The sequence below is a fragment of the Solidesulfovibrio sp. DCME genome, assembly GCF_049995385.1.
Taxonomy (GTDB): Bacteria; Desulfobacterota; Desulfovibrionia; order Desulfovibrionales; family Desulfovibrionaceae; genus Solidesulfovibrio.
Genome location: NZ_CP188261.1, coordinates 3,489,918 through 3,512,344, shown reverse-complemented (window position 1 = coordinate 3,512,344; position 22,427 = coordinate 3,489,918). Strand labels below are relative to the sequence as shown.

At 69.0% G+C, this 22,427-nt stretch carries 19 protein-coding genes, 1 tRNA gene and 1 riboswitch; of the genes, 2 read left to right on the top strand and 18 right to left on the bottom strand.

The genetic code is table 11. The features are described 5' to 3' along the window. Positions 1-84 precede the first annotated feature (84 nt). From cobI to ACP59X_RS15490, 11 genes are all read right to left on the bottom strand, one after another. Positions 85-795 carry a precorrin-2 C(20)-methyltransferase gene (gene cobI / locus ACP59X_RS15540; protein ID WP_428560002.1) on the bottom strand — a complete coding sequence of 237 codons (711 nt, stop codon included), beginning with the start codon at positions 793-795 and terminating at the stop codon, positions 85-87. Continuing rightward, a complete protein-coding gene (locus ACP59X_RS15535; RefSeq protein WP_428569924.1) occupies positions 792-1,562 on the bottom strand; it encodes an ABC transporter substrate-binding protein in 771 nt (256 codons plus the stop codon). The genes cobI and ACP59X_RS15535 overlap by 4 nt, the downstream gene beginning before the upstream one ends. 31 nt (positions 1,563-1,593) lie before the next feature. Then, positions 1,594-2,439: an ABC transporter ATP-binding protein gene (locus tag ACP59X_RS15530; protein ID WP_428559999.1), complete on the bottom strand. Its 846-nt coding sequence runs from the start codon at positions 2,437-2,439 to the stop codon at positions 1,594-1,596. Next, on the bottom strand, positions 2,436-3,482 hold the full coding sequence (locus tag ACP59X_RS15525) for a FecCD family ABC transporter permease (RefSeq protein WP_428559996.1): 1,047 nt from the start codon (positions 3,480-3,482) through the stop codon (positions 2,436-2,438). Before ACP59X_RS15525 ends, ACP59X_RS15530 begins: the two co-directional genes overlap by 4 nt. After that, positions 3,482-4,366, bottom strand: coding sequence for a sirohydrochlorin cobaltochelatase (locus ACP59X_RS15520; RefSeq protein WP_428559993.1), 885 nt, complete (start codon positions 4,364-4,366; stop codon positions 3,482-3,484). Before ACP59X_RS15520 ends, ACP59X_RS15525 begins: the two co-directional genes overlap by 1 nt. Positions 4,367-4,501: 135 nt before the next feature. Beyond that, a riboswitch (cobalamin riboswitch) is annotated at positions 4,502-4,650 on the bottom strand. 39 nt (positions 4,651-4,689) lie between these two features. Further along, complete coding sequence (locus ACP59X_RS15515; RefSeq protein ID WP_428559990.1) at positions 4,690-5,049, bottom strand: hypothetical protein; 360 nt, start codon at positions 5,047-5,049, stop codon at positions 4,690-4,692. Positions 5,050-5,399: 350 nt separating this feature from the next. After that, positions 5,400-7,319 (bottom strand): selenocysteine-specific translation elongation factor, encoded by a 1,920-nt coding sequence (gene selB / locus ACP59X_RS15510; RefSeq protein WP_428559987.1) that lies wholly within the window; start codon positions 7,317-7,319, stop codon positions 5,400-5,402. A gap of 119 nt (positions 7,320-7,438) precedes the next feature. After that, positions 7,439-8,896 (bottom strand): aminopeptidase, encoded by a 1,458-nt coding sequence (locus tag ACP59X_RS15505; RefSeq protein WP_428559984.1) that lies wholly within the window; start codon positions 8,894-8,896, stop codon positions 7,439-7,441. A 100-nt stretch (positions 8,897-8,996) separates the two neighbouring features. Continuing rightward, positions 8,997-10,397 carry an L-seryl-tRNA(Sec) selenium transferase gene (gene selA / locus ACP59X_RS15500; protein ID WP_428559981.1) on the bottom strand — a complete coding sequence of 467 codons (1,401 nt, stop codon included), beginning with the start codon at positions 10,395-10,397 and terminating at the stop codon, positions 8,997-8,999. Positions 10,398-10,469: 72 nt separating this feature from the next. Next, positions 10,470-11,762, bottom strand: a complete 1,293-nt coding sequence (locus tag ACP59X_RS15495; protein ID WP_428559978.1) for a bifunctional folylpolyglutamate synthase/dihydrofolate synthase — start codon at positions 11,760-11,762, stop codon at positions 10,470-10,472. Continuing rightward, positions 11,743-12,525, bottom strand: a complete 783-nt coding sequence (locus ACP59X_RS15490; protein WP_428559976.1) for an MBL fold metallo-hydrolase — start codon at positions 12,523-12,525, stop codon at positions 11,743-11,745. Before ACP59X_RS15490 ends, ACP59X_RS15495 begins: the two co-directional genes overlap by 20 nt. Positions 12,526-12,638: 113 nt before the next feature. Between ACP59X_RS15490 and ACP59X_RS15485 the strand changes: the two genes are divergently transcribed. Together ACP59X_RS15485 and ACP59X_RS15480 are read left to right on the top strand one after the other, a co-directional pair. Beyond that, positions 12,639-12,715 (top strand) — tRNA-Arg (locus ACP59X_RS15485). Between the two features lie 304 nt (positions 12,716-13,019). Beyond that, complete coding sequence (locus tag ACP59X_RS15480; protein WP_428559974.1) at positions 13,020-13,343, top strand: addiction module antidote protein; 324 nt, start codon at positions 13,020-13,022, stop codon at positions 13,341-13,343. Positions 13,344-13,388: 45 nt separating this feature from the next. Here ACP59X_RS15480 and ACP59X_RS15475 read toward each other — a convergent pair whose 3' ends face one another. From ACP59X_RS15475 to ACP59X_RS15445, 7 genes are all read right to left on the bottom strand, one after another. Beyond that, the gene (locus tag ACP59X_RS15475; protein WP_428559972.1) at positions 13,389-13,979 is read right to left on the bottom strand and encodes a tyrosine-type recombinase/integrase; all 591 of its coding nucleotides are present in this window, start codon (positions 13,977-13,979) and stop codon (positions 13,389-13,391) included. Beyond that, positions 13,894-15,261: a (Fe-S)-binding protein gene (locus ACP59X_RS15470; protein ID WP_428559970.1), complete on the bottom strand. Its 1,368-nt coding sequence runs from the start codon at positions 15,259-15,261 to the stop codon at positions 13,894-13,896. The genes ACP59X_RS15475 and ACP59X_RS15470 overlap by 86 nt, the downstream gene beginning before the upstream one ends. A gap of 88 nt (positions 15,262-15,349) precedes the next feature. Then, a complete protein-coding gene (locus tag ACP59X_RS15465; RefSeq protein ID WP_428559968.1) occupies positions 15,350-16,273 on the bottom strand; it encodes a universal stress protein in 924 nt (307 codons plus the stop codon). 51 nt (positions 16,274-16,324) lie between these two features. Beyond that, positions 16,325-17,209, bottom strand: a complete 885-nt coding sequence (locus tag ACP59X_RS15460) for a CoB--CoM heterodisulfide reductase iron-sulfur subunit B family protein (RefSeq protein WP_428559966.1) — start codon at positions 17,207-17,209, stop codon at positions 16,325-16,327. Continuing rightward, entirely contained in the window at positions 17,206-17,754 is a 549-nt protein-coding gene (locus ACP59X_RS15455; RefSeq protein WP_428559964.1) for a 4Fe-4S dicluster domain-containing protein, read from the bottom strand. Before ACP59X_RS15455 ends, ACP59X_RS15460 begins: the two co-directional genes overlap by 4 nt. After that, positions 17,751-21,239 (bottom strand): 4Fe-4S binding protein, encoded by a 3,489-nt coding sequence (locus ACP59X_RS15450; protein WP_428559962.1) that lies wholly within the window; start codon positions 21,237-21,239, stop codon positions 17,751-17,753. Before ACP59X_RS15450 ends, ACP59X_RS15455 begins: the two co-directional genes overlap by 4 nt. A 21-nt stretch (positions 21,240-21,260) precedes the next feature. Further along, the gene (locus ACP59X_RS15445) at positions 21,261-22,415 is read right to left on the bottom strand and encodes a Coenzyme F420 hydrogenase/dehydrogenase, beta subunit C-terminal domain (RefSeq protein WP_428559960.1); all 1,155 of its coding nucleotides are present in this window, start codon (positions 22,413-22,415) and stop codon (positions 21,261-21,263) included. Positions 22,416-22,427 lie beyond the last annotated feature (12 nt).

Here is a 22,427-nt window from a genome sequence, read left to right as displayed (position 1 = left end):
CCCAGGGCGCCAAGGCCACTGATCCGTGCACTCGCCATATTGCCTGTACCCGGGCCGGCCGGGCCTGTCAAAGCGGCCGGGACGTCAGCGCGGCCGTTTGACCAGGCACAGCGACAGGTAGTGGGGCTTTTCCGGGGCCGCTTCGAGGTCGGGGATGACGGCTTCGCCGTCGTGGCCCAGGCGCGTGACGAAGATCGCCCCACCCGCCAGCCCCAAGCGCCGCAGCAGTTCCCGAAGCCTGGGGAAGTTGCGGTAGGCCTTGAGGATGACGGCGTTGTCGGCCGCCTCCAGCGCCTTTTCCAACCGGCCGTCGCCGTCGATGCCCGAGGCCACGAGCAGGTTTTCCCCGGCCTCGGCCAGGGGCTGGCCCGTGGTGGCGGCGGCCGCCTGGAAGGAGGTGATCCCCGGCACGACGACCACGGGCAGGCCCGGCAGGCGGCGGCGCAACAGCGGCAGCACGTAGCCGAAGGTGCTGTAGAGCAGCGGGTCGCCAAGGGTCACGAAGGCGGCGTCGCGCCCGGCGGCGAGCACGCCGGCCATGGCGGTGGCGTTGGCCTCCCAGGCTGCGGCCAGGGCGGCCGGGTCGCGGGTCATGGGGAAGCCCAGCCGGGTCACGGCCGTCCCTCGGGGCAGGTGGGGCGCGATGATGGCCTCGGCGATGGAATAGTCGTTTTTGCTCGACGAGGCGGCGAAGACGTCGGCCGTTTGCCGCAGGATGCGCACGGCCTTGATGGTCAGCAGTTCCGGGTCGCCCGGTCCGACGCCCAGGCCGTAGAGCGTGCCCAGGGCGGTCATGGCCGGGCCTCCGTGGCCGGGGAGGCGGCGAGCAGCCCGGCCAGTTCCTCCACGGCGTCCACGCTCCCCGGGCCGGGCCGGGAGAAGACGGCCTCGTCCACCAGGAAGTCGCGGCCTGATTGCACGCAGGGAAGGGTTGCGTAGGCCGGGCGTTCGCGCATGGGCCGGGCCTCGGGATTCATGGGGCCGCGCTGGGTGAGGCAGACTTGCGGGGCCAGGCGCAGCAGTTCCTCGTCGGCCAGGCGCACGATCTTCTTGTCCGCCGTCACGGCGTTTTTCCCGCCGGCGGCTTCGATGACCGCGTCGACCATGGAGCCCTGCCCGGCGGCGAGCAGGCTTCCCGAGCGGACCTCGAAAAAGACCGTCGGCCGTTCGCCCTGGCCGCCCGCCCTGGCCGCCACGGCCTCCAGGCGGGCCGTAAGGCCGGCGACGAGCCGGGCGGCGCCGTCTTCGCTTGCGGTCAGCCGGCCGATGCGGTCGATGGCGGAAAATAGCCCCGGAAAATCGTTTATGGCGAAAACGGCCGTGGGCAGGCCCAAACGGGCCAGGCTTGCGGCCGCTTCCTCGGCCTCGCCGCGCCCGGCCGCCTGGAGCACCAGGTCGGGTGCCACGGCCAGGACGCGCTCGATGTTCGGCCGCATGTGGGTGCCGATGACGGGCAGGCCGGCGATGGCCGGCGGCCGGGTGTCGGCCTCGGTGCGGGCCACGATGCGATCGGTAAGCCCCAGTCCGGCGAGGATCTCGTTTAGGGCGCCGTAGAGGGCCACGATCCTCTGGGCCGGCTTTTCCAGCCGGACCTCATGGCCCAGGTCGTCGGTTATCGTCACGGCCGCCAGGCCGGGGGACGGTTGCGGCAGCAGGAGGGCCAGGAGGGCCAGCAGGCACGGCCAAAGCCTGGGGGCAGCCGTTTCGCGGATGGGGGATGACCAGGATGTCGGCATCGTAAATCCTTGACAGGGTTTGGCCGGTGAAGACGTCGGCGGTGGGGCCGTCGGCGACGATATGGCCGTCTTTTAAAAAAATGAGCCGCTTGCAGAAAAGCGCCGCCAGGTTGACGTCGTGCAGGGCGGCCAGCACGGTGGTACCGGCGGCGTTTCGCCGGGCAAGCAGGTCGTAGAGTTCCATTTTTCGGGCAATGTCCAGGCTGGCCGAGGCCTCGTCCAGAACAAGCGCCCGGGCGTCCTGGGCCAGGGCCCGGGCGGTGAGCACGCGCTGGAATTCGCCCCCGGACAAGGCGTTGAGGCGCCTTTCGGCGAGATGGTCCACGCCCACGGCCGCCATGGCCTCCCGGCAGGCCGCCTCGTCGGCTTCGGTGTAGCCGGCCAGGAAGCGCAGGTAGGGATAGCGGCCCAGGCGCACCAGGGCGGCCACGGTGAATTCGCCGGCGCTTTCGGCCCGCTGGGGCACGGCGGCGACGAGCCGGGCGCGCTCCCGCGAGGCCAGGCCGGCCACGTCGCGGCCGCTCAGGGCGACGGTGCCGGCGGTCGGGGCCAAAATGCCCGTGGCGGCCAGCAGCAGCGTGGTCTTGCCCGCGCCGTTGGGGCCGAGAAGCCCCACCATTTCGCCCGGGGCGATGGCGAGGTCGATGGCGTGCAGGACCTCGACGTCGCCGTAGCCGGCCCGAAGGCCCGTAAGGCGGATCACGCCCGGCCTCCGCCCCGGGGGGCGAGCAGCAGGAAACAAAAAAACGGGCCGCCCAGAAGGGCCGTGACCACGCCCACGGGCAGCTCGGCGCCGCCGGGCAGGATGGTGCGGGCCAGGACGTCGGCCAGGACCAGCAACGCGCCGCCGCACAGGGCGCTTTGGGGCAGCAGCCGGCCATGCTCGGCCCCGTAGAGCCGGCGGCAGGCGTGGGGGGCGATGAGCCCGACGAAGCCGATGACCCCGGAGACGGCCACGGCGGCGGCCGTCAGCAGGCTGGCGGCGGCCAGCAGCGTCAGCCTGGCCCGGCCGGCGGCAACCCCCAATTGGCGGGCTTGCGTGTCGCCCAGAAGCAGGATGTCCAGTTCCCGGGCAAAAAGGGCCACCAGGGCCAGCCCCAGCAGGCAGCAGGGCAGGAAAAGCCCCAGTTCCGCCTGGCCCCGGCCCTGGAAGCCGCCCATGATCCAAAAGACGATGCCGGCCACGGATTCCTCGTTGAGCGCCTTGACCAGCGACAGCAGGGCCGAAAGGAAGGTGGCGGCGATGATGCCGGAAAGGACCACCGTTTCCCGGCGCAGTCCCCCGGCCAGACGCGACAGGGCCAGGACCCCGGCCAGGGTCGCCGCGCCGCCGGCCAGGGCGCAAAGGGGTGTGGCGAAGCGCCCGCCCCAGGCGGCCGCCAGGCCCAGGGTCAGCGACAGGGCGGCCCCGAAGGCCGCGCCGCCGGAGACGCCCAGGGTGAAGGGGTCGGCCAGGGGGTTTCGCAACACGCCCTGGAAGACGCCGCCGGCCACGGCCAGGGCGGCGCCCACGCCGTAGGCCAGAACGGCCCGCCACAGGCGCAGGTCGAGGACCACGGCCGGCAGGGCCGGGTCGGCCGGGGCGGCCAGCGGCAGCCCCATGGCCCGGCCGAGGACCGTGGCCACGTCGCCGGGTGCGGCCGGATAGGCCCCGGCCAGGCAGGCCGCGACCAGCGCGGCCAGCCCGGCCAGGGCGGGAAGCAGGGCGGCGGTCCGTCCGCCCGGTCGGCCTGACGTGGCGGGCATTATTTCCCGGGCAGGGCGTCGAAGGTCGCCTTGAGGTGGTCCAGCCAGATGGCGGCCACGGCTTCGCGGTCGGCGTTGCCGGTGAGCACGGGCACGGCCTCGACGCCGGCCTTTTTGAGCAGCGAAGCCAGGGAGTCGTTCTCCTGGCCGGCCATGTCGTTTCGGGCGTGGTCGCCGGCCACGGCGAAAAGCGGCACGAGATAGGCCTTTTTGACGCCCCGGGCCTTGAGTTCGGCGGCGACGTCCTCGAAGCTCGGCGTGCCCTCGACCGTGGTCACGAAGGCGTTTTTGTCCTCGCGCCACAGCGTGTATTGCAGGGCGGGGTAGGCCATGTCGGCGAAGTGGTCGGTGCCGTGGCCGACGAAGACGAGCGCGTCGACGGGCTTGCGCTCCCTGGGCGCGGACGCGAGGAGCGCCTTGGCCACCCGGGGGAAGTCCTCGCGGGAAAAGAGCAGCGGCGCGCTGACTTCCGCGTGGGAAAGCCCCTTGGGCAGGCCGGAGAAGGCCTTGGCCAGGCTGACCAGGTCGTCGTATTCGTGGCCGGGGATGGTTTGCAGGGACAGGATGGCCACGTCGGTGACGCCCTGGTCGGGCAGGGCGGCCAGGGCCTCGGCCGGGGAGGGGAAGACCTTGCCTTCCTTGGCCAGCTTATGCCGGATCATGGCCGCGGTGTAGCACAGCGACACCGGCACGCCGGGATAGGCGGCCTTGACGCGCTCGACCATCTTCTGGATGGCCGGGGCGGCTTCGGGCACGGTGGTGCCGAAGGCGGCCACGACGATGGCCCGTTTGGCTTCCTTTTTGGCCTCGTGGCCGGCCAGGGCCGGTACGGACAGGAACAGGCACAGCGCAAGGCAGGTGAGCGTTTTCAGGGGACGCGTCATTGGGGGTGAACCTCCATGGGCATGGAGGGCTCTTGAAGAATGGAAAAGGACCGCGCCGCCAAATGGGGACGCCCGCCCTTTCCCTTGAGCCCGGCCGGCAAAAGCCCTCGTTGCCGACGGGTTGGCCTGTGACCGGGCAGGTCTTCCGGCTCGTCCCATCGGCCCCGGCCTTCCCGGGAGAAGCTCCCAGTGGCGCGCGTGGAGGCCGACCTTTTCGGGGACTGACGGCGGCGGGTCCGCTCCCGACTTGCACGGGATTCCCTATTGAGCCCCGACGGGGCACCCTGGTCGTTTCCGGGCAGTAGCCGGGGGCAGGGGCGGTGTCAAGGATTGGCCGGGGTACGGCTGGGCTTTATGACGCCGCGGTCGAGCAGGGCCTTGTAGTCGGCTTTCTTGGTGAAAAGCGTGGGCACGTGAAGGTTTTCCAGCAACTGGAGCAGGGTCTGGACCGTGGCCGGCTTGGAGTTTTTCCCGAGGACCACCACGGCCGTGTCCCGGGCCACGGCGATTTTCTCGGCCACCTCCCAGGCGCCGGTCATGGGCCGGCCGCCGTCGAGGCTGTAGGCGTCGTTTTCGATCACGACCACGCCGGCCAGGGCCGTGGCCTCGGGCCGGGCCAGGCCCAGGGCGGCCAGGCAGATCAGGGCCGGCAGGGCGGCCAAAAAGGGGTTGCGTCTGGACATGGGCTCGTTTTGGGGTTAAGGATTTTTTTCACGAAATACATCCGCCCAGGGGGTTCGCCGTGCAATTCGACTTCTCCGGCCTCATCGTGCTGTTCGGTTTCGTCTCGGTCTTCGTCGCCCTGCTCGTCATCAAGGCCCAGCAGGAAGCCAAGCCCCAGGACCAGGACTGGTAGCCCCCGGCCACCCAGCCATTCCGGCGGCGGCGGGCCACGGCCTGTCGTCGCCTTCGTCGTTGCCCGTCTTCACTGTCCGCCCGCTCCTTCTTCCCCATCGGGGAGGTCCAGGAGGGGATCATCCCCTCCTGGCCGCCGGAGGCCTCTTCCCTGCCTCCCCGCCTGCTCCTTTCGCCGCTACTTTCCGCGCAACTGCCGCTTGTCGCCGACGCGGATGGTGATCTTTTCCTTGTCCAGGTATTCGAGCAGGGCGATGAGGAACTTGCGCGACAGCCCGGTCAGTTCCCGGAATTCGGCCGGCCCCATGTCCGTGGCGCCGCCGGCGTAGTAGGCCCGGACCTTCGCGATGAGCGCCGCGATGGCCTCGGCGCAGAAATACATCCCTTCCTGGGCCTTGACGATGCGCCCTTCGTCCATGAGCACCTTGTAGACCGGCTGGGCCTCCTTGAAGGTCAGCGACAACGGCTCCAGGATGTCCTTGACGTTGGGCGGGGTCAGCCCACCTTTCTGGTAGACATCGAGCAGCGTGGCCCGAAGCGTCGCCTGGTCCGAGGCCAGGGACACCTTGTGGCCGGCCAGGCGCAGCACGTCCTGTTCGGTGGCCAGTACCCCGGCGCGCAGTTGCCGTTCGACCACGTAGTGAAAGAGCTTGGGCGCAAGGGCCTTGCCCCAGGTGGAGGCCAGTTCGCTGCGGGAGATGCCGAGCTTGAGCGGTTCGCGGGTGTGGAAGGCGGCGACGTATTCGGCAAGGGTGGCGGCCAGCTGCGTGAGGACGGCGCCGGCGACGAAATGGCGGCCTTCCTTGCCGTCGCGCTCGACCAGCGCCGCCCGGCCCTTGTCGCAAAGGCCGGCCAGGGCCTTGTCCAGGGCCTTGGATTCGAGGTCGGTGAGCGTCATGAGCCGCGCAAAGCCCAGCCCCTCGATCCCGGCCCGGTCGAGCTGCAAGGCGACCAGTTCCGAGCCCGTTTCCGTGGCCAGGGCGGCCAGCATGGGCGCGGCGGCGGGGTCGAAGCGCTTGACCTTGCGGCCCATGGGCGAGAGCACCCGGCCGCCGGCCATGGTGCGCAGCGGCGCGCCCGAGCGCACCACCACCCGGTCGCCGTGGACCCCGGCCAGGGGCTCGGGAAAACGCATCTGGCACACGGCCGTCTGGCCGGGTTCGAGCTTTTCGCGGTCGAGCAGGTGGATGCGGGCCAAAAGCTCCCGGGTGCCGTGGTGGAAATGCACCTCGGTGCGGTGCTTGATGGCGCGCGGGGCCGAGGCCAGGCAGGCGAGCTCCACTTCCCAGACCGTGTCCGGAAAAAGGGTTCCGGGCCGGGCCAGCACCTCGCCGCGTTCGATGTCCTCCACCTCCAGGCCCGTCAGGTTGACGGCCGTGCGCCGGCCGGCCGGGGATTCCTCCACCGTCTCGCCGTGGGATTGCAGGCCGCGAATCTTGGAGCGTTTGTCCGTGGGGAAAAGCTGCACGTCCTCGCCCAGGCGAAACGAGCCGGCGATGAGCGTACCCGTGACCACCGTGCCGTGGCCCTTGAGCGTAAAGACACGGTCGATGGGCAGCCTGGCCAGGTCCGAGCGGCGCCGGGGGGCGAAGTCGGCCACGAGCGCGGCCAGGGCGTCGCGCAGGGCGTCGAGGCCCGTCCCGGTGTGGGAGGAGACCGGAAAAAGGGGGGCGTCGGCCAGGAAGGTGCCGGCCAGTTCGGCCCGCAGATCGTCGGTGACCATGGCCAGCCAGTCTTCGTCCACCATGTCGGCCTTGGTCAGGGCCACCAGGCCGGTTTGCACGCCGAGCAGCGTACAGATGTCCAGGTGCTCGCGGGTTTGCGGCATGACGCCTTCGTCGGCGGCCACGACCAGCATGACGAAGTCGATGCCGGCCGCGCCGGCCACCATGTTCTTGACGAAGCGTTCGTGGCCGGGCACGTCGATGACCCCCAGGCGCGCCCCGCCGGGCAGGTCCATGAAGGCGAAGCCGAGCTCGATGGTGATGCCGCGCTTTTTCTCCTCGGCCAGACGGTCGCAGTCGATGCCGGTAAGCGCCTTGATGAGCGTGGTCTTGCCGTGGTCGATATGCCCGGCCGTGCCCATGATGACAGGCATGGATGCTCCTTTGGAGGAGGGGAGGGAAGAGGCCTCCGGCGGCCGGGAGGGGATGATCCCCTCCCGGACCCTCCCCGATGGGGCGTCGCCCGGGCGCGGGCCCGGGCGACGCCCGGGGGTTAGCTCGACAGAAAGGCCTTGTAGGCCAGCATGGCGGCGTAGATGTCGGCCACGCTGGTCAGTTCGAAGGGGCTGTGCATGGACAGCACCGACGGGCCGAAGTCGATCACGTCCATGCCGTAGACGGCCAGGAACTTGGCCACCGTGCCGCCGCCGCCGAGGTCCACCCGGCCCAGTTCGGCCATCTGCCAGGGCACGCCCGCCCCGTCGAGGAGGTTGCGCAGCCAGGCCACGTACTCGGGGTGGGCGTCGTTGGCCCCGACCTTGCCCCGGTGGCCGGTGAACTTGCAAAACACCGGCCCGAAGCCCAGGATCGAGGAATTGAGTTTTTCGTGCAGGTCCTGGTGGTCCGGGTCGATGGGGGCGTGGACGTCGGCCGACAGGGCCTTGCCGGCGGCCAGCACCCGGCTTTTGCGCGCGCCGGGGTCCCAGGCCTCGATGAGGTCGTCCAGGCAGTATTCGAAAAAGCGGGACTTGGCCCCGGTGGAGCCTTCGGAGCCGATCTCCTCCTTGTCCCAAAAAAGCACGATCTGCGTGTGTTCGGGCTGGGGCGCGGCCAGCAGGGCGGTAAGCGCGGTGAAGACGCAGGCCCGGTCGTCCTGGCCGTAGCCGCCGATGAGCGCCTCGTCCAGGCCCACGAACCGGGCCGGGCCGGCCGGCACGGCCTGCAGTTCGGCGCTGTAGAGGTCGGCCTCCCCGATGCCGTACTTGTCGTGCAGCAGGGCCAGCACCTTTGTTTTGATGGCATCCTTGCCGTTTTTGGCGGCGTCCGTGGGCGCGGCCGCGGCGCCCTCGGCCTCCTCGGTCGCGGCCGGGGGATCGGCCGGGCTGTGGCCGATGAGGATGTTGAGTTTTTCGGCCTCGAAGGCGTCGGCCAGCTTCTGTTCGACCTGCCGGTAGGCCAGGTGCGGCAGCAGGTCCGGGATGGCGAAGACCGGGTCGGCGGCGTCCTCGCCGATGGTCACCGGCACCACCGTGCCGTCCTTTTTGGCCACCACGCCGTGCAGGGCCAGGGGCCGGGCCAGCCATTGGTGCTTGCGGATGCCGCCGTAGTAGTGGGTCTTGAGCTGGGCCACGCCACAGTCCTGGTAGAGGGGGTGCTGCTTGAGGTCGATGCGCGGCGTGTCGCCGTGGGCGCCGACTAGGCGGAAGCCCTCGCGCAGGGGGGTTTTGCCCTTGCGGGCGACGAACACGGTCTTGCCCTTGAGCACGCGGAAGACGGCGTCGCCGGCGAAATCCCCGTCCGGGCATTCGGCGAAGCCGGCCTCGGTCAGGGCCGCGCGCACGTAGTGCACGGTTTCCCGTTCGGTCTTGCAGGTGGACAGGAACGCGATGTAGCGCCCGGCCAGATCGCGCATGGCGGCGCGTTCCTCGGGCGAGGCGTAGGTTTCCCAGCAGCTCTTGGCCTGGGTGGCCAGGGAGGGGGTTTCGGTCTTGGTCTCGTTTGGCTCGGACATGATGCGAAGGGCTCCTTCAATATGGCAATTGCAAGATGATAAGCGTCCGACGCCTTGGAGGGAACCCCTTTTTGCGGCGGTTTTGCCCGTTTGGGCGGGCTCAGGCCAGGGCCTGGGCCAGCACGGCGGCCACGAGCCGCGATTCGTCGTCGAGGAGCGTGCGGGGATCGAGCAGGAAGGCCCCGTCCTCGATGCGCCCAATAAGCGGCGGGTCCGTGGTGAGCAGCCGCTCGCGCAAGGTGTCGGGCGTCGGCGCCTGGCCAAGGGGGGTCAGGGAGACCAGCGTGGTCGGCAGGTCGTGCTCGGGAAAGGCCCCGCCGCCCACGCGCGAGGCGCCGGGGACGGTTTTCACGGCGCAGCGCCCGGCCAGGGTTTTTTTAAGCAGCGCGGCCAGGTTGCGGGCCTTGCGGGCCAGGGCCGCGGGGCTGGCCGTCATCATGGCCAGGGTCGGGACCTCGCGCCGGGCCCGCTCGGGGTCGAGGTAGAGGCGCAGGGTGGCCTCCAGGGCGGCCAGGGTCATCTTGTCGATGCGCACGGCCCGGTTGAGGGGGTTTTTGCGGATGGCCTCGATGGCCGCCGCCTTGCCGACGATGATGCCGGCCTGCGGCCCGCCCAGGACCTTGTCGCCGGAAAAGGTCACGATGTCCGCGCCGTCGGCGATGGCCCGCTGGACGGTCGGCTCGCCGGGCAGGCCCAGGCCGGTGAAATCCGTCAGGTTGCCGCTGCCCAGGTCCTCCATGACCGGTAGGCCGCGCTCCCGGCCGATGGCCACCAGTTCGGCCAGGGAGACTTCCCTGGTGAAGCCCACGATCCGGTAGTTGGAAGTGTGGACCTTGAGCAGCAGGGCGGTATTTTCGGTGATCGCGTTTTCGTAGTCCCGGGGATGGGTGCGGTTGGTAGCCCCGACCTCGCGCAGCACGGCTCCGGACTTGGCCATGACCTCGGGGATGCGAAACGAGCCGCCGATCTCCACGAGCTGGCCGCGCGAAACCACCACTTCCCGGCCCTTGGCCAGGGTCTCCAGGGTGATGAGCACGGCGGCGGCGTTGTTGTTGACCACCAGCGCCGCCTCGGCGCCGGTCAGGCGGCGCAGGATGTCCACCACGTGGCTGTAGCGGCTGCCGCGCTGGCCGGTGGCCAGGTCGAATTCCAGGTTGGAATAGCGGGCGCAGGCCAGGGCGGCCGCCTCGATGGCCGGCTGGGCCAGCAGGGACCGGCCGAGGTTGGTGTGCACCACCACGCCCGTGGCGTTGAGGACCCGGCGGAAATGGGGCCGGGTGGCCGCCGCGACGAACCGGGCGCACTGGGAGCGCACCAGGGCCGGCGCCAGTTGGGCCGGGTCGGTGATGCGGCCGGCCTTGATGTCGGCGCGCAGGCCGTCGAGGAAGTCGTTGACCGCGTCGCGCAGGAGCGCTCGGGGCAGGTCGGCCAGGGCAGCCGCGCCGGCCAGGTCGGCCAGGATCACGTCCACGGACGGAAGCAGGCGGAAAAGCTGTTGCACGCGATCGTCCCGGGGTTGGGGTTGTGGGCGCGGCCGCAGCGGCCGGTGTCGGAGCCGCAGTCGTGGCCGCGCTCAGGTTCCGCTGGCCGGAAACAGCGCGGCCAGCATGTACATGGAGCCGCAGGCCAGCACCGTGCCGTCCAGGTGTCGCACGGCCTCCAGGGCGGCGGCCGGGTCGGCCACGGCCACGGCGCGCTGTCCAAGGGCGGCCACGACTTCGGCCGCCGGCCGGCCGCGCGAGACGCCGGGCAGCTCGGGCACGAAAATGGGGCCGTCGGTGAGGCGCGCGGCCAGGGGCGCCATGGCGCCCAAATCCTTGTCGCGCAGGCAGGTGAAGATCATGGCCGCGGGCGCGATGCGAAGCGCCCGCAAGGCGTCTTCGAGGGCGGCCAGGGCCGGGGCGTTGTGGGCGCTGTCCAGCAGCAGCGACGGGGCCATGTCCGGGAGCCGCAGCAGGTGCAGCCGGCCGGGCAGAAACGTCTCGCCCAGGGCCCGGGCCATGGCCGCCTCGTCGGGCGTGATGCCGAGCAGCCCCGCGCACAGCGCAAATCCGGCCAGGGCCAGGGAGGCGTTTCGGGCCTGGTGCGGGCCGGCCAGCCGCAGCTTGACCGGCGGGGTGAGCAGGGGCTTTTCGCCGCTAAGGCGGGCGATCCTGGTGACCGGGTCATAGGCGGCCAGTTCCCCGACTTCGTGGAGCCTGGCGCCGACCCGGTCGGCTTGGCGGCGCAGGATGGCCAGGACTTCCGGGGTCTGGGGACCGGTGACGGCCAGGCCGCCGGGGCTTAGGGCGGCGGCCTTGTCCCGGACGATGTCGGCCAGGCCCGGGCCGATCACGTGGGCGTGGTCCAGGCCGATGGGGGTGAAAAGGACGAGGTCGCGGCCAAGGACGGTGGTGGCGTCGCCGGCGCCGCCGAGGCCGGCTTCGTAGATGGCGGCCTCCACGCCCTGGTCGGTGAAGATGCGGGCGGCCATGGCCGTGAGCAGCTCGAAATAGGTGAGCTTGCCCTGTTCGCCGCCGGCCGTGGTCGCGGCCAGGACGGCGTTTGCCGCCGCCAGCCAGTCGGCCTCGTCGCAGGGGCGGCCGCCGACGAGGATGCGCTCGCGCACGCTGACGAAATGCGGCGACAGGTACAGGCCGGTCGGCAGGCCGTGGGCGCCGAGCAGGCCGGCCAGGAAGGCGGCCGTGGAGCCCTTGCCGTTGGTGCCGACGACCTGCACGGCCAGATGGGGCAGCGTGGTCAGGCGCAGGCCGGCAAGGGCGGCGCGCATCCGGTTGGGCGTCAGCTCCATGCGAAACAGCCCGAGGCCGTCGAGGTAGGCCGAAAAGGCGGCGAAGTCGGAATATTCAGATGGTGATGCGGTCATGTTCGCGTAATAGCCTGTAGGTGAATCCGGCCAGTTCGTGCTCCAGTTCGTCTTGGATCTGGGCGGCGAAGGGGGCCTTCATATGATAGATGAGGATTTCCGGCCGGGTTTGCAGTTTTTCCAGTTCCCGACGCAACAGTTTGGGGGTCAGGTGCCTGGAGGCCATGGCCAGGGCTTCCAGGGACGAGGGGAAGGAGGCCTCGGTGATCAGGTGGGCCAGGGGGAAGGGCAGGCCGTCGAGGAAGCGCCAGCAGTCGTCGCAGGGGCCGGTGTCGCCGGTGTAGGCGAGGTTTCGGTCGCCGCCGTCCTCCCACAGGACGAAGCCCGAGGCGGCCTTGGCGTGGTTGACGGCAAAGGCGGCCACGGTCAGTTCGCCGAGGACCACGGGTTCGCCCGGGACCATGGGGGCGTAGGTCAGGATGGGCGAATTCTGGGGGATGACGGTAAAATCGGGCCAGATGGTATCGTTGAGCAGATGGTTGGCGATGGCGTCGAGGACGTCGGGCAGCCCGTGGATGGCCAGGGGGGGGCGCGATTTGGCGGCGAAGAATTCGATGAGGTTGTCGGCCAGAAACAGGATGTCCTTGATGTGGTCGAGATGGGCGTGGGAGACGAAAATATGTTCGATGCGGGCCTGCGCGGCCAGATCGATGGCCGAGGTGACGGTGCCGGCATCGAGGAGGACGGTGTCGTTGACCAGAAAGGAGGTCAGGTTGTGGCCGGGGAGATCCGAGCCGGAGCAGCCGAGCACACGCAGGTTCATGTCTCCCTCCTGGTTGCGGGGACGGCCGGGGTCAGGCAGTTTGAGCTTGGCGCGTCGTTTCGTCAAGGGCGGTCTTGACCGCGCGGAAGGCCTTGTTTAGGTTCGGCGGTCAGGCGCCCGTAGCTCAGTCGGATAGAGCATCTGCCTTCTAAGCAGACGGCCACAGGTTCGAATCCTGTCGGGCGCACCAGAATAAAATCAAGGGGTTAGGCTGTATTGGCCTAGCCCCTTTTTCCGTGTGGATACCCGGGGTGGATAACATGTTGGCCGGGCCGACGAAAAAGCGAGGAATTTCAAGTGCGCCCGGCATGGATAACATGGGGCAGAAAGAGGCAACCGGCCCTATGTAAGCGCACAACCAAAATGAGAAATCGTTTCAACCAAAGTGAGAAGGCGGGGTTGGTCCTTCTCCTTTGTGCGGGCGACAAGAGTTCGTAACAATCCGATATCGAAAGAGCCGTGGAGTATTTGCAGGACTTCAAGGAGCGGTCGAAATGAAAAATATCGAGCAAGCCAGCGTGAGCCATCATGACGCCGTGGTCCGGGAGTTGCGGGAAGACTCCGAGTTGGCTTTCGAATACCTGAAGGCGACGCTTGAGGAAGAGGACGACGCCGCCATGCGCCTGGGGCTGCTTCGAATCGCCCAGGCGTACGGCGTCCAGGAAATAGCCGACAAGGCGGGTCTGCGTCGGGAAAATTTGTACCGGGCGCTCGGCCCGAAGGGCAACCCCACCGTCAAGACGCTCACGGCGATTCTGCGGGCGTTGGGCCTGCGTTTAAGCGTCGTACGCGCCCAGGAAGCCGCACACGGGCGTTGACGGGGGAAGCCCGTACGGCGACTCAGGAGGCGATGGCAAGGGTGATTATCCCGCCTGTCCCTTCTTGTTTGCGGCAGAGGCGGCGAGGACAGCCTTCTGCCCTATGGGACGAAACGGCAGGATTTTCGAGGGCTCGCCACGCTGGGGTTGCGGCTGCACGGGAGGCGGTGCGTCCTGTTGCTCGGGGCTGAGGCTCGGCAACTTCGCAATGGTCCGCCGTTTTTCGTCGCCGAGCAGGTGGTAATACTGGTTGGCCGTCATGTGGACCGACGAGTGTCCCATGAGCTTGCTGACGGCGGCCAGGTCGCCACCCTCGCGTAGGAGGGTCGTGGCGAACAGGTGCCGCACATCGTAGAAGACCACAGGGTACGCGATCTCCGCCGCCTCACAGGCCCTTTTGAGGGCCTTGCGCAATTCCTTGACCTGCCTGCCCTTGGACTTGATCAGGTCCTCGGTCTGGGCCTTTTCGCGCATCTCCTGGAGCCGGGCCAGAAATGCCGGCGAGAGCGGGATGGTTCTCAGCGTCCGCGTCTTGGTGGCGAAGACCCGGTTACAGCACCTCTTCGGGCGTGACGCCCAACCGCGCCCATTGGGCTTCGGCCTCGGCTTCGGCTCGGGCCAGCTCCTCGCCGACATACGGCTCGAGAACGAGGCTCTCGGCCACAAGCTGCCAGATGTATTTCACCTCGTACTTGTAGTCCTTGTAGAAACGCGGCAGCCGCTTCATCATCTGGTCGCGGCAGTTGGAGCAGCCCACCACCACCACGTCGGCCCCGGTGCGGCGGATCTGGTCGTACTTGAGCCGGCCGTGGTAGGCCGACTGGGCCTCGAAGGGCATGGGCCAGTTGCCGCCGCCGGCCCCGCAGCAGTAGTTGTTCACGCGGTTGGGGATCATGTCCACGAAATCGTCCACGCACTGCCCGATGATGTAGCGCGGCTCCTCGTAGTAGGCCTTGCCGAAATGCTTCTCCAGTTCGCGGCCGTGCTTGCACGAGTCGTGCCAGGTAAAGCGCCGGCCGACGTTAACGCTCTTATCCAGCTTGATGCGGCCCTGGGTGATCACTTCCATGAGGTAGTCGTAGATGTAGATGAAGTCCACCCGCTCGGCCGGGTCCGACGTGGCGCACATCTTCATGCCCGACCGGCAGCCATAGGAACCGCCGCCGCAGTCCGGCATGATCATGCGACCCACGTTGAGTTCCCGCATGAGGTCCATCTTGCGCCTGGCCAGGGTGGCCGTGGCCTCGAAGTTTCCGGAAAAAAGCCCCCAGTCCACGGCTTCCCAGTTGTGAGACGGCACGGTCCAGTTGGCGCGGGCGGCGTAAAAGACCTTCCACCACCATTTCATGTCCTCGAAGTCGCCGTAGATTTCCTTGGAATTGGGGAAAAAGAGGATGTCCGCGTCCTTTTTGTCCACGGGCACGTAAAACCCCGGGCATTCCTCCTCGGCCAGATCGTTGCCCACGTCGAGCAGGGTGGCGAGGTACTCGGACTGGGCGATCTCCATGTTGTTGCCCGAACGCAGCACCCGCTCCACGCCCTTGTGCAGGATGCCCGGCACCTTGTCCCGAGGGCGCATGTGCTTGAGTTCGGCCATGACCGGCACGATGTCCAGCCCCATGGGGCAGACAAGGGTACAGCGGCCGCAGCCCGTGCACAGCCAGGGAAAATCCGTGGCCGCCGCCTCGTCCACCAGCCCCAGGACCAGCATGCGCAGGATCTTGCGCACGTCGAGGTCGCCGAGGCCCGGCGTGCCCGTGGCCGGACAGCCGTTGACGCAGGCCCCGCAGGTCATGCAGGCCTGCAGGTTGAGATTATCCGACAATGACCGCAACGACTGGCCCTTGAGCCGTCCCCGCGTGTTCGCGTCGAGCACCAGAGGTGGGAGTGCTTCGGCGGTGATGGTCTGTGCGTCCATGCTCTGCTCCCGTGTTGACGGTCGGGCCGGGCGCGCCGCCTTGCGCAACGCGCGCCCGGTCCCGGTCCGCGAAAGGCGGCCGACACGATCAGGCCATGGCCTCGGCCGACACGGCCTTGCCGGTCTGGTCGTACATCAGGCCGCAGCGCAGATCGAAGTGCTTGTTCACGCTCATGGTCGGGCAGGCGGCATTGAGCGCCACCTTGGTCACGGTGGAGCCCAGAAAAGCCTGCTCGGGGTCCTTTTCCTTGGAGTGGTGGGCCATGATGATGAGATCGGTCTTGGTCCGCTGGGACATGCCCAGGATCTCCATGGCCGGGTCGCCGACCAGGCACTGGAAGTCATAGTCCGCCAGTCCGGCCAGCCGGTGGTCGTAGAGGTCCCGCAACCTGGCCACGGTGTCGGCCTGGGCCGCCTGCAGCCCGGGGGCGTCGAGGTCCCCCTTGTCCAGGACGTGGAACACCGTCAGCGAGGCCCGGTAATGCCGGGCCATCTGCCCGGCGTAGGACACGGCGCATTCGGCTTGGTCGGAGAAGTCCGTGGCCGCGATGAGGCGGGTGAACCGCTGGGCGGCCGGGGCCTGGTTGGTGACGATCATGACCGGGCAGGAGGCGCGCTGGCTGACGCGCTCCAGGGTGCTGCCGGCCATGCCCCACATCCGGGACCGCTTCTCGGTGTATTCCTTGGTGTGGGGGCCCATGATGATGAGGTCGGCGTTCTTCTGCCGGGCCAGGCGCAGGACCTCGTTGTGCGGAATGCCCGCCCGCACGATGATCTCGCAATGCGGCACGCCGGCGATGCGATCCTTGTAGTAGGTCTCGATATTCTCCTTGATGCGCGCCGTGGCCCCGGAGGATTCGAGGTATTCGATCTCGCCCCAGCCCTGCTCCAGGCCGCACACATGGGCGAGGTAGAGCTTGGCGTCGAAAAGCTTGGCAAAGGAAAAGGCCTTTTCCGCGGCGTTTTCACAGATGGCCGATGGCGTGACGGCCAGCACGATGTCCTTGAACATAACGCCTCCTTGGCGGATGCGGTTAAAAGGCTGCGGGCCGGTTGGGACGACTCAGGAGACGGCCCGGGCAGACCCGGTTTGTTCCAGCTTGGACGTGAACGAAGGGGTAATGGCCAGGTTCTTCTCCATGAGCACCTCCCGTGGGGAGAGCCCCAGGGCCAGTCCGACCAGCTGGGGCAGGTAGAGGACGGCCACAGCCGACGCGCCGTGTCCCAGGGCCTGGCTCTGGTAGGCGTCCAGGTTCATCTGGCACATGGAACACACCGTGACGATGACGTCGGCCCCGGCGGCCGCCTTGAGAATGGCCGAAACCGAGGCCAGGGCCGCGTCCTTGTGCGTGGCCATGAGCGACGCGCCGCAGCAGACGTTCCCCCGACGCCAGGGATGGACCGTGGCCCCGAGAGCCTCGATGACAGGCTCCATGGACCGGGGATGCTCGGGGTCGTCGAACACGGGATAGGGGCGCAACGCCTGGCAGCCGTAATAGGGCGCGACCACGAGGCCCGACAGTTCCCGGGTCACCCTGGCCTTGACCGCGTCCGGGCCGACGTCGCGCGAAAGCACGTCGAGGAGGTGGCGCACCCGGCCGCCCTTGCCGGAGTAGGTGAGCCCCTCGTCGGCCAGGAGGTGGTTGACCTCGCGGGTCACGGCTCCGGTCGCCTGGCGCGTGAGCTTGAGGTGGTTGAGGTAGCAGGCGGCGCAGGGCATGAGGATGTCCAGGCCCGGCAGATGCTTCTCGGCCAGGGCCAGGTTCCTGGCCGGCAGGGCGTGTCCCAGGGGCTGGCTGACCGAGTCCGCGGCGCTGGCCCCGCAGCAGGTCCAGTCCGGGATCTCCTCGATTTCCACGTCCAGGCGTTCGAGCATGGCCCGTGTCGCCTGGTCGAATTCGACGGCGCTTTCCTGGAGCGAGCAGCCGGGGTAGTAGGCGTACTTCATGACCGGTCCCCCTCGTCCTTGGCGGCCGCGGCGAACATGGAGCCGAGCCTGCCCCGCTGTCCGGCGGCGGGCCGGTGGAGCTTGCCCTTGACGAAAAGCCGCAGACCGAGCGGCGCGAAGGTCAGGGGCAAAAGCGGATTTTTCATGGCCAGAAAATACCGGCCCATGAGATCCGTCTCCTGGACCCGCCCATGGCGCCGGACATTGTCCATGAACGTCTTGTAAAAAGCCGCCCCCTCCTTGGCTGCGGCCGGATCGTGCCGGCTGGCCAGACGCTTGAGCGCCGCCATGGCCTCGGTCAGCGGCAGCCCGCGCGGACAGCGCAGGGTGCAGGCATAACAGGAGGAGCACAGCCAGAAACTGCGGCTGGCCAGGGCCTCGTCCGCGTGGCCGGTCAAAAGGAGCCGCCACAACCGCCTGGGCGAGACGTCCATGGCGGCGGCGTTGGGACAGGAGGCGGTGCAGGTGCCGCACTGCAGGCAGGAGCGCACCATGTCCCGGACGGCTTCCAGTTCGGGGCCGGCTTCGGTTGGGATGGCGTTCATAAGGTCTCCTTCGCATCCGTTGCCGGGACGGGCGCGTGACGGCCCGGGACGGCCAGGGCCGCGTCGATGACGGAAAGGACCTGACGGTCGGAAAAGCCCCGGATGAAGCTGGCGCTGTTGGGGCAGGCCGAGGCGCACGAGCCGCAGCCCTGGCACAGGATGTCGTCCACCACGATGCGGTCGTGTTCGGGGTCGAGGGTCCTGGCTCCGTAAGGGCACACGTCCAGGCACTTGCCGCAGCGCGTGCACAGGCTGTGGCGCACCGAGGCCACCACATGGCCCGGGGCCAGGTTTTTCTCGCCAAGCACCCGCAGGGCGCGCCGGGCCGCCGCCTTGGCCGAGCAGACCGTCTCGTCCATGCTGCCCGGAGCCCTGGCCACGCCGCACACGAAGATGCCCGAGCGCAGGAAGTCCACGGGCCGCCACTTGGACTCGGCCTCCTGGAAAAATCCGTCCGGACCCACGGGCACGCCGAAAACTTCGCTCAGTTCCGCCGTGTCCCCGGGCTCGATGCCGTCGGAGAGCGAGAGCAGGTCGGCGTGGACCGCGACGGCGCGGCGCAGCACCGGGTCATAGCCGGTGATGACGGGCTTGCCCGCCTCGTCGAAGCGGACCTGCGGCTTGTGGGCCAGGTCGTAGCGGATAAAGACCGCTCCGGCCTTTCTTGCCTTGGTGTAGTACTGCTCGGCGAAACCGTAGCTCATGATGTCGCGGTAAAAGACGTAGATGGGCAGGTCGGGGTGCTTGTGCTTGAGATACAGGATGTTCTTGAGCGCCCCGGCGCAGCATACGCGCGAGCAGTAGCGCCGGTTCTCGTCCCGGGAGCGGAAGCACTGGATCATGGCCACGCTGCCAAGGGTCGCCGTGTCCAGCTCGCCGCTGGTAAGCCGGCGCTCCAGGTCCTGGTGGGTGGTCACGGTCTTGCGGGTGAGGAAGCCGAAGTCGTAGACCTTGGCCCGGCGGCCGCCCGTGGCCAGAATGGTGACGCCGTGCTCCAGCGGCAATCCGCCCTCGTCGGTGGAGATGAGGCTCAGGAACCGGCCGGCCTTGCCCGTGGACAGGGACACCCGGGCCTCGGTCATGACCCGGATGTTGGGATGGCGGCGCACCCGGTCGATGAGTCCTTCCAGGAAGCGGACCGGATCGCCGCCGCCAAGGGTCAGGCGCACCTGCCGGGCCAGTCCGCCGAGCTCGGCCGTCTCCTCCACCAGCGTGACCTTGTAGTCGTGGTCGGCGATGCCGAGGGCGGCGGTCATGCCGGCCAGCCCCCCGCCCACCACCAGCGCGGCCGGGGTCACGGCCAACGGCTTTGGCAGCGGCATGGGATCGGCCCCAAGCAGCTTGGCCGCGGCCATGCCGAGCCGGGCCGCGATCTCGTGCTCCACCGCCGACACGGCTTCGAAAGCCTCGCCCTTGGCGGCCGAGAAGGCCGGGGTGTGGATGTCCACCACGTCCATGAGCGTGGGCCGCAGTCCCAGGGCCGTTCCCAACTCCCGCAGCTTCGGCACGTAGGCGTAGGGCATGCAGGCTCCGATCAAGATGCGGTTGGGCTTAAGCGCCGCGCTGGCCTCGGTGATGGCCGCCCAGCCTTCCTTGGTGCAGGCCCGGGACACGCGTTCCACTTGGCAGACGCCCGGGGCCTCGGCCAGGGTCCGGCTGACCCGTTCCACGTCCACGGACCGCTCCAGGGTGGGACAGGAGTCGCACAGGGTGACCAGGGTTCTGGGGGCTTCCCGGGACACGTCCCGGTAGACCGGCCTGGCCTCGGGGGGGCGCTCCCGGATGGAGGCGAAGCGCTTGATGATCCGGGACGCGCCCAGGGCCGCCGCGCCGGCCTGGATGACCGACTCGGCGATGTCGCGCGGGCCGCCCATGGCCCCGGCGGCAAAGACGCCCAGGCGGCTGGTCCGGTTGGCGTCAAAGGCCGGGGTGGCGCAAAAGCCGAAGGCGTTGGTGTCCACCCCGGCCGCCTTGGCCAGGTTCTCCATGCCGGCGGGCGGGCGCGCCACCACGGCCAGGACCAGCATGTCGAAGGACTCCTCGTGGAGCGCGCCGGCCTCGTCGGTGTAGGACAGGCGCAGCCGGCCGTCGCCCGAGGGATCGGGCAGGGTGGTGTGGAGCCGGCCGTGGACGAAACGCACACCGCTTTCGGTCTCGGCCTCCTGGCGATAGCGCTCGAAATCCCGGCCAAAGGCCCGCACGTCCATGGCGAAGATGGTGGCGCTTATTTCGCCTCCCGTGGCCCGCCTGGCCAGGACGGCTTCCTTGATGCTCGCCATGCAGCAAAACGACGAGCAGAAATCGGCGTTTTTGCGCAGATCGCGCGAGCCCACGCACTGCAGCCAGGCGATGTCGCGCACGGGCCTGCCGTCGCCCGGGCGCAGGAGCCTGCCGCCGGTCGGTCCGGTGCCCGAGAGCAGGCGCTCGAATTCCACCGAGGTCACCACCCCGGGCAGCACGCCGTAGCCGAGCACGGCCGCGTCCGCGCCGGGATCGTAGCAGTCGAAGCCGCCGGCCAGGATCACGGCGGCCACGTCCAGGGTCACGGCGGTGTCCGAGGCCAGGCGCATGAACTGCTTGTCGAGCCAAGGCACGAAGGTCTTGCGGGAAAGGGGATGGGGCATGGCGGCCCGGGCCCCGAGGCCGAGGAGCTCCCGGGCGGCCTCGGCCGCTTCGGGATCGCCGGGCACGAACACGGCCAGGTCCGGGCGCAGCTCCAGGGCCCGGGTCAGCACGCGCGAGGCCTCCATGTCGGTGAGGCCCGGGGAGAGCAGCATCATGCGCACGGGCGCGTCCGAGGCCAGGATGGTCAGCGCCTTGTCGCCGGTGGCGGCGGAGACGACCGGAAACTTGAGCGCGCCGAGCCAGGAGCCAAAACGCCCCGCCGCTTCGGGATCGGGATCGACCACCAGGATGCCGTACCGTTCGCGCTCCTCGAGCTTGAAGTCGATGGCTCCGGTCGGACAGGCTTCATAGCACTGCCAGCAGCGCTGGCAGGCGTCGAGGTCCACCACGTAGTGGTTGGGAATGGCGTGGGGCACGGGCAGGTACACCGCCCCACGGCTGGTGAGCCCGGCGTTGAATTCGCTTGGCACGGACACCGGGCACACGCTGGCGCAGGCGCCGCAGCCCACGCACTTGGCGGCGTCGACAAAGGACGACCGGCGGTTGATGACGGCTGAAAACGCGCCCGGCTCGCCGTCCAGGGCGGTCAACTCCGAGGAGAGCATAATGTCGATATTGCGGTGGAACAGCCCCTTGCGCAGGCAGAATTCGCTCGAGGCCTCGCGCTCGGTTAGCGGCAGCATCTTGCACATGCCGCAGTGGTCCGACGGGAACTGATGGTCCAGGCGGGTGAGGATGCCGCCGATGTGGGGCCGCTTGTCGATGACGGTGACGGTGTGCCCGGCCTCGGCCAGGTCCAACGCGGCCCGTATGCCGCCGATGCCGGCCCCGACCACCAGGGCGTCGCAGGTGCGCTTCATGATCCGCTCCTTGTGCCCATATTATTCCGCCCCCGCCGTGACCTCGGCGAATTCCTTCTCCTGGAACAGCGACAGCGGCGGCGCTTCCTCGGGACTGCGCCCGGCCTCGTAGCCGAAGGCCGCCTGGGCCCCGGCCGCCACGGTGCGGAAAAGCTCCATCACCGGCACGCCGCTCGGGCAGGCGTTGGAACACTGGCCGCAGCCCACGCAGGCCAGGCTCATGTGGGCCAGCCGCGTCATGTGGTAAAAAAGGGTGTCCGCCGGAAGCTTGAGCGCGCCCTTGCGCCTGGCCCAGTTCAGGTATTCCCAGGGCGAGTGGTCGAAGACGTCGGTGACGAAGACGCACTCCCGGCAGTAGCAGACCGGGCAGGCCACCCGGCAGTTGTAGCAGTTGACGCAGCCGGCGAGATAGGCGCCGAGCTTTTCCAGACCGGCCACGGCCGCGCCTGTTTCGGCGAACAGGGCGTCGCGCCGGGCCACGCGCTTGTGGATGAGGCTGGCCAGGGCCGCTTCGCGGTTGGCCGCGAGCGCCTCGTCCGCCGGGGGCAGATCCAGGCGGCGCAGCAGGCCCATGCCCTTGGCCGTCTGGGGAGCCACGAGCATGACCTTTTCCGGGTCGTTGCCGAAAAGGCTGATGGCGCCGTCGGCAGCCGCCGCCACGGGGTGTTCGCAGATCTGGCAGGCCCGGGTCACTTCCAGGCCGTCGTCGTCCGGGGCCGCGTCGGTGGAGAGCATGCGGCGCGTGAATGCGCGGCCGACCTCCTTGGTCCCGTGCCGGGCCGCGTAGACCCGGTAGTCCGTGTTGTTGAAGGCTCCGGGACAATCCACGCCGAGAAGCAGCACGTTTTCCAGGTTGCCCTGGTTGAGCTTGACCAGTTCCACGAAGGCCCTGATCTCGCAGGGGCGCAGCACCGCCGCGATGGTGCCCTCGGTGCCGCCCCGGGTGAGCCGGGCCAGGATCGTGGCCGCGTTTAAGGGAAAGGCCGGGGCCAGGGGATCGGCGTCGGCCAGGAGTTCGGGATCGGTGATGAGCGCCGGCATGGCCGCCCCGCCCGGGGTATGGCGCAGGGTGAAAACCGCGGCCACGTCCGGCACGTCCAGCAGTTTGGCCAAAACGCCCCGCAGGGCGGCTGTCGGGCCCTCGCCCGGCACGTCGATCTTCATGGTGGTAGACATGGTCCGCCCTCC

Bases quoted from the DNA above. Each gene is read 5' to 3' on its own strand.
- cobI (WP_428560002.1), bottom strand. From the start codon at position 795: ATGACCGCCCTGGGCACGCTCTACGGCCTGGGCGTCGGACCGGGCGAC.
- ACP59X_RS15525 (WP_428559996.1), bottom strand. From the start codon at position 3,482: ATGCCCGCCACGTCAGGCCGACCGGGCGGACGGACCGCCGCCCTGCTT.
- ACP59X_RS15520 (WP_428559993.1), bottom strand. From the start codon at position 4,366: ATGACGCGTCCCCTGAAAACGCTCACCTGCCTTGCGCTGTGCCTGTTC.
- ACP59X_RS15515 (WP_428559990.1), bottom strand. From the start codon at position 5,049: ATGTCCAGACGCAACCCCTTTTTGGCCGCCCTGCCGGCCCTGATCTGC.
- selB (WP_428559987.1), bottom strand. From the start codon at position 7,319: ATGCCTGTCATCATGGGCACGGCCGGGCATATCGACCACGGCAAGACC.
- ACP59X_RS15505 (WP_428559984.1), bottom strand. From the start codon at position 8,896: ATGTCCGAGCCAAACGAGACCAAGACCGAAACCCCCTCCCTGGCCACC.
- ACP59X_RS15495 (WP_428559978.1), bottom strand. From the start codon at position 11,762: ATGACCGCATCACCATCTGAATATTCCGACTTCGCCGCCTTTTCGGCC.
- ACP59X_RS15490 (WP_428559976.1), bottom strand. From the start codon at position 12,525: ATGAACCTGCGTGTGCTCGGCTGCTCCGGCTCGGATCTCCCCGGCCAC.
- ACP59X_RS15480 (WP_428559974.1), top strand. From the start codon at position 13,020: ATGAAAAATATCGAGCAAGCCAGCGTGAGCCATCATGACGCCGTGGTC.
- ACP59X_RS15475 (WP_428559972.1), bottom strand. From the start codon at position 13,979: ATGTCGGCGAGGAGCTGGCCCGAGCCGAAGCCGAGGCCGAAGCCCAAT.
- ACP59X_RS15470 (WP_428559970.1), bottom strand. From the start codon at position 15,261: ATGGACGCACAGACCATCACCGCCGAAGCACTCCCACCTCTGGTGCTC.
- ACP59X_RS15465 (WP_428559968.1), bottom strand. From the start codon at position 16,273: ATGTTCAAGGACATCGTGCTGGCCGTCACGCCATCGGCCATCTGTGAA.
- ACP59X_RS15460 (WP_428559966.1), bottom strand. From the start codon at position 17,209: ATGAAGTACGCCTACTACCCCGGCTGCTCGCTCCAGGAAAGCGCCGTC.
- ACP59X_RS15455 (WP_428559964.1), bottom strand. From the start codon at position 17,754: ATGAACGCCATCCCAACCGAAGCCGGCCCCGAACTGGAAGCCGTCCGG.
- ACP59X_RS15450 (WP_428559962.1), bottom strand. From the start codon at position 21,239: ATGAAGCGCACCTGCGACGCCCTGGTGGTCGGGGCCGGCATCGGCGGC.
- ACP59X_RS15445 (WP_428559960.1), bottom strand. From the start codon at position 22,415: ATGTCTACCACCATGAAGATCGACGTGCCGGGCGAGGGCCCGACAGCC.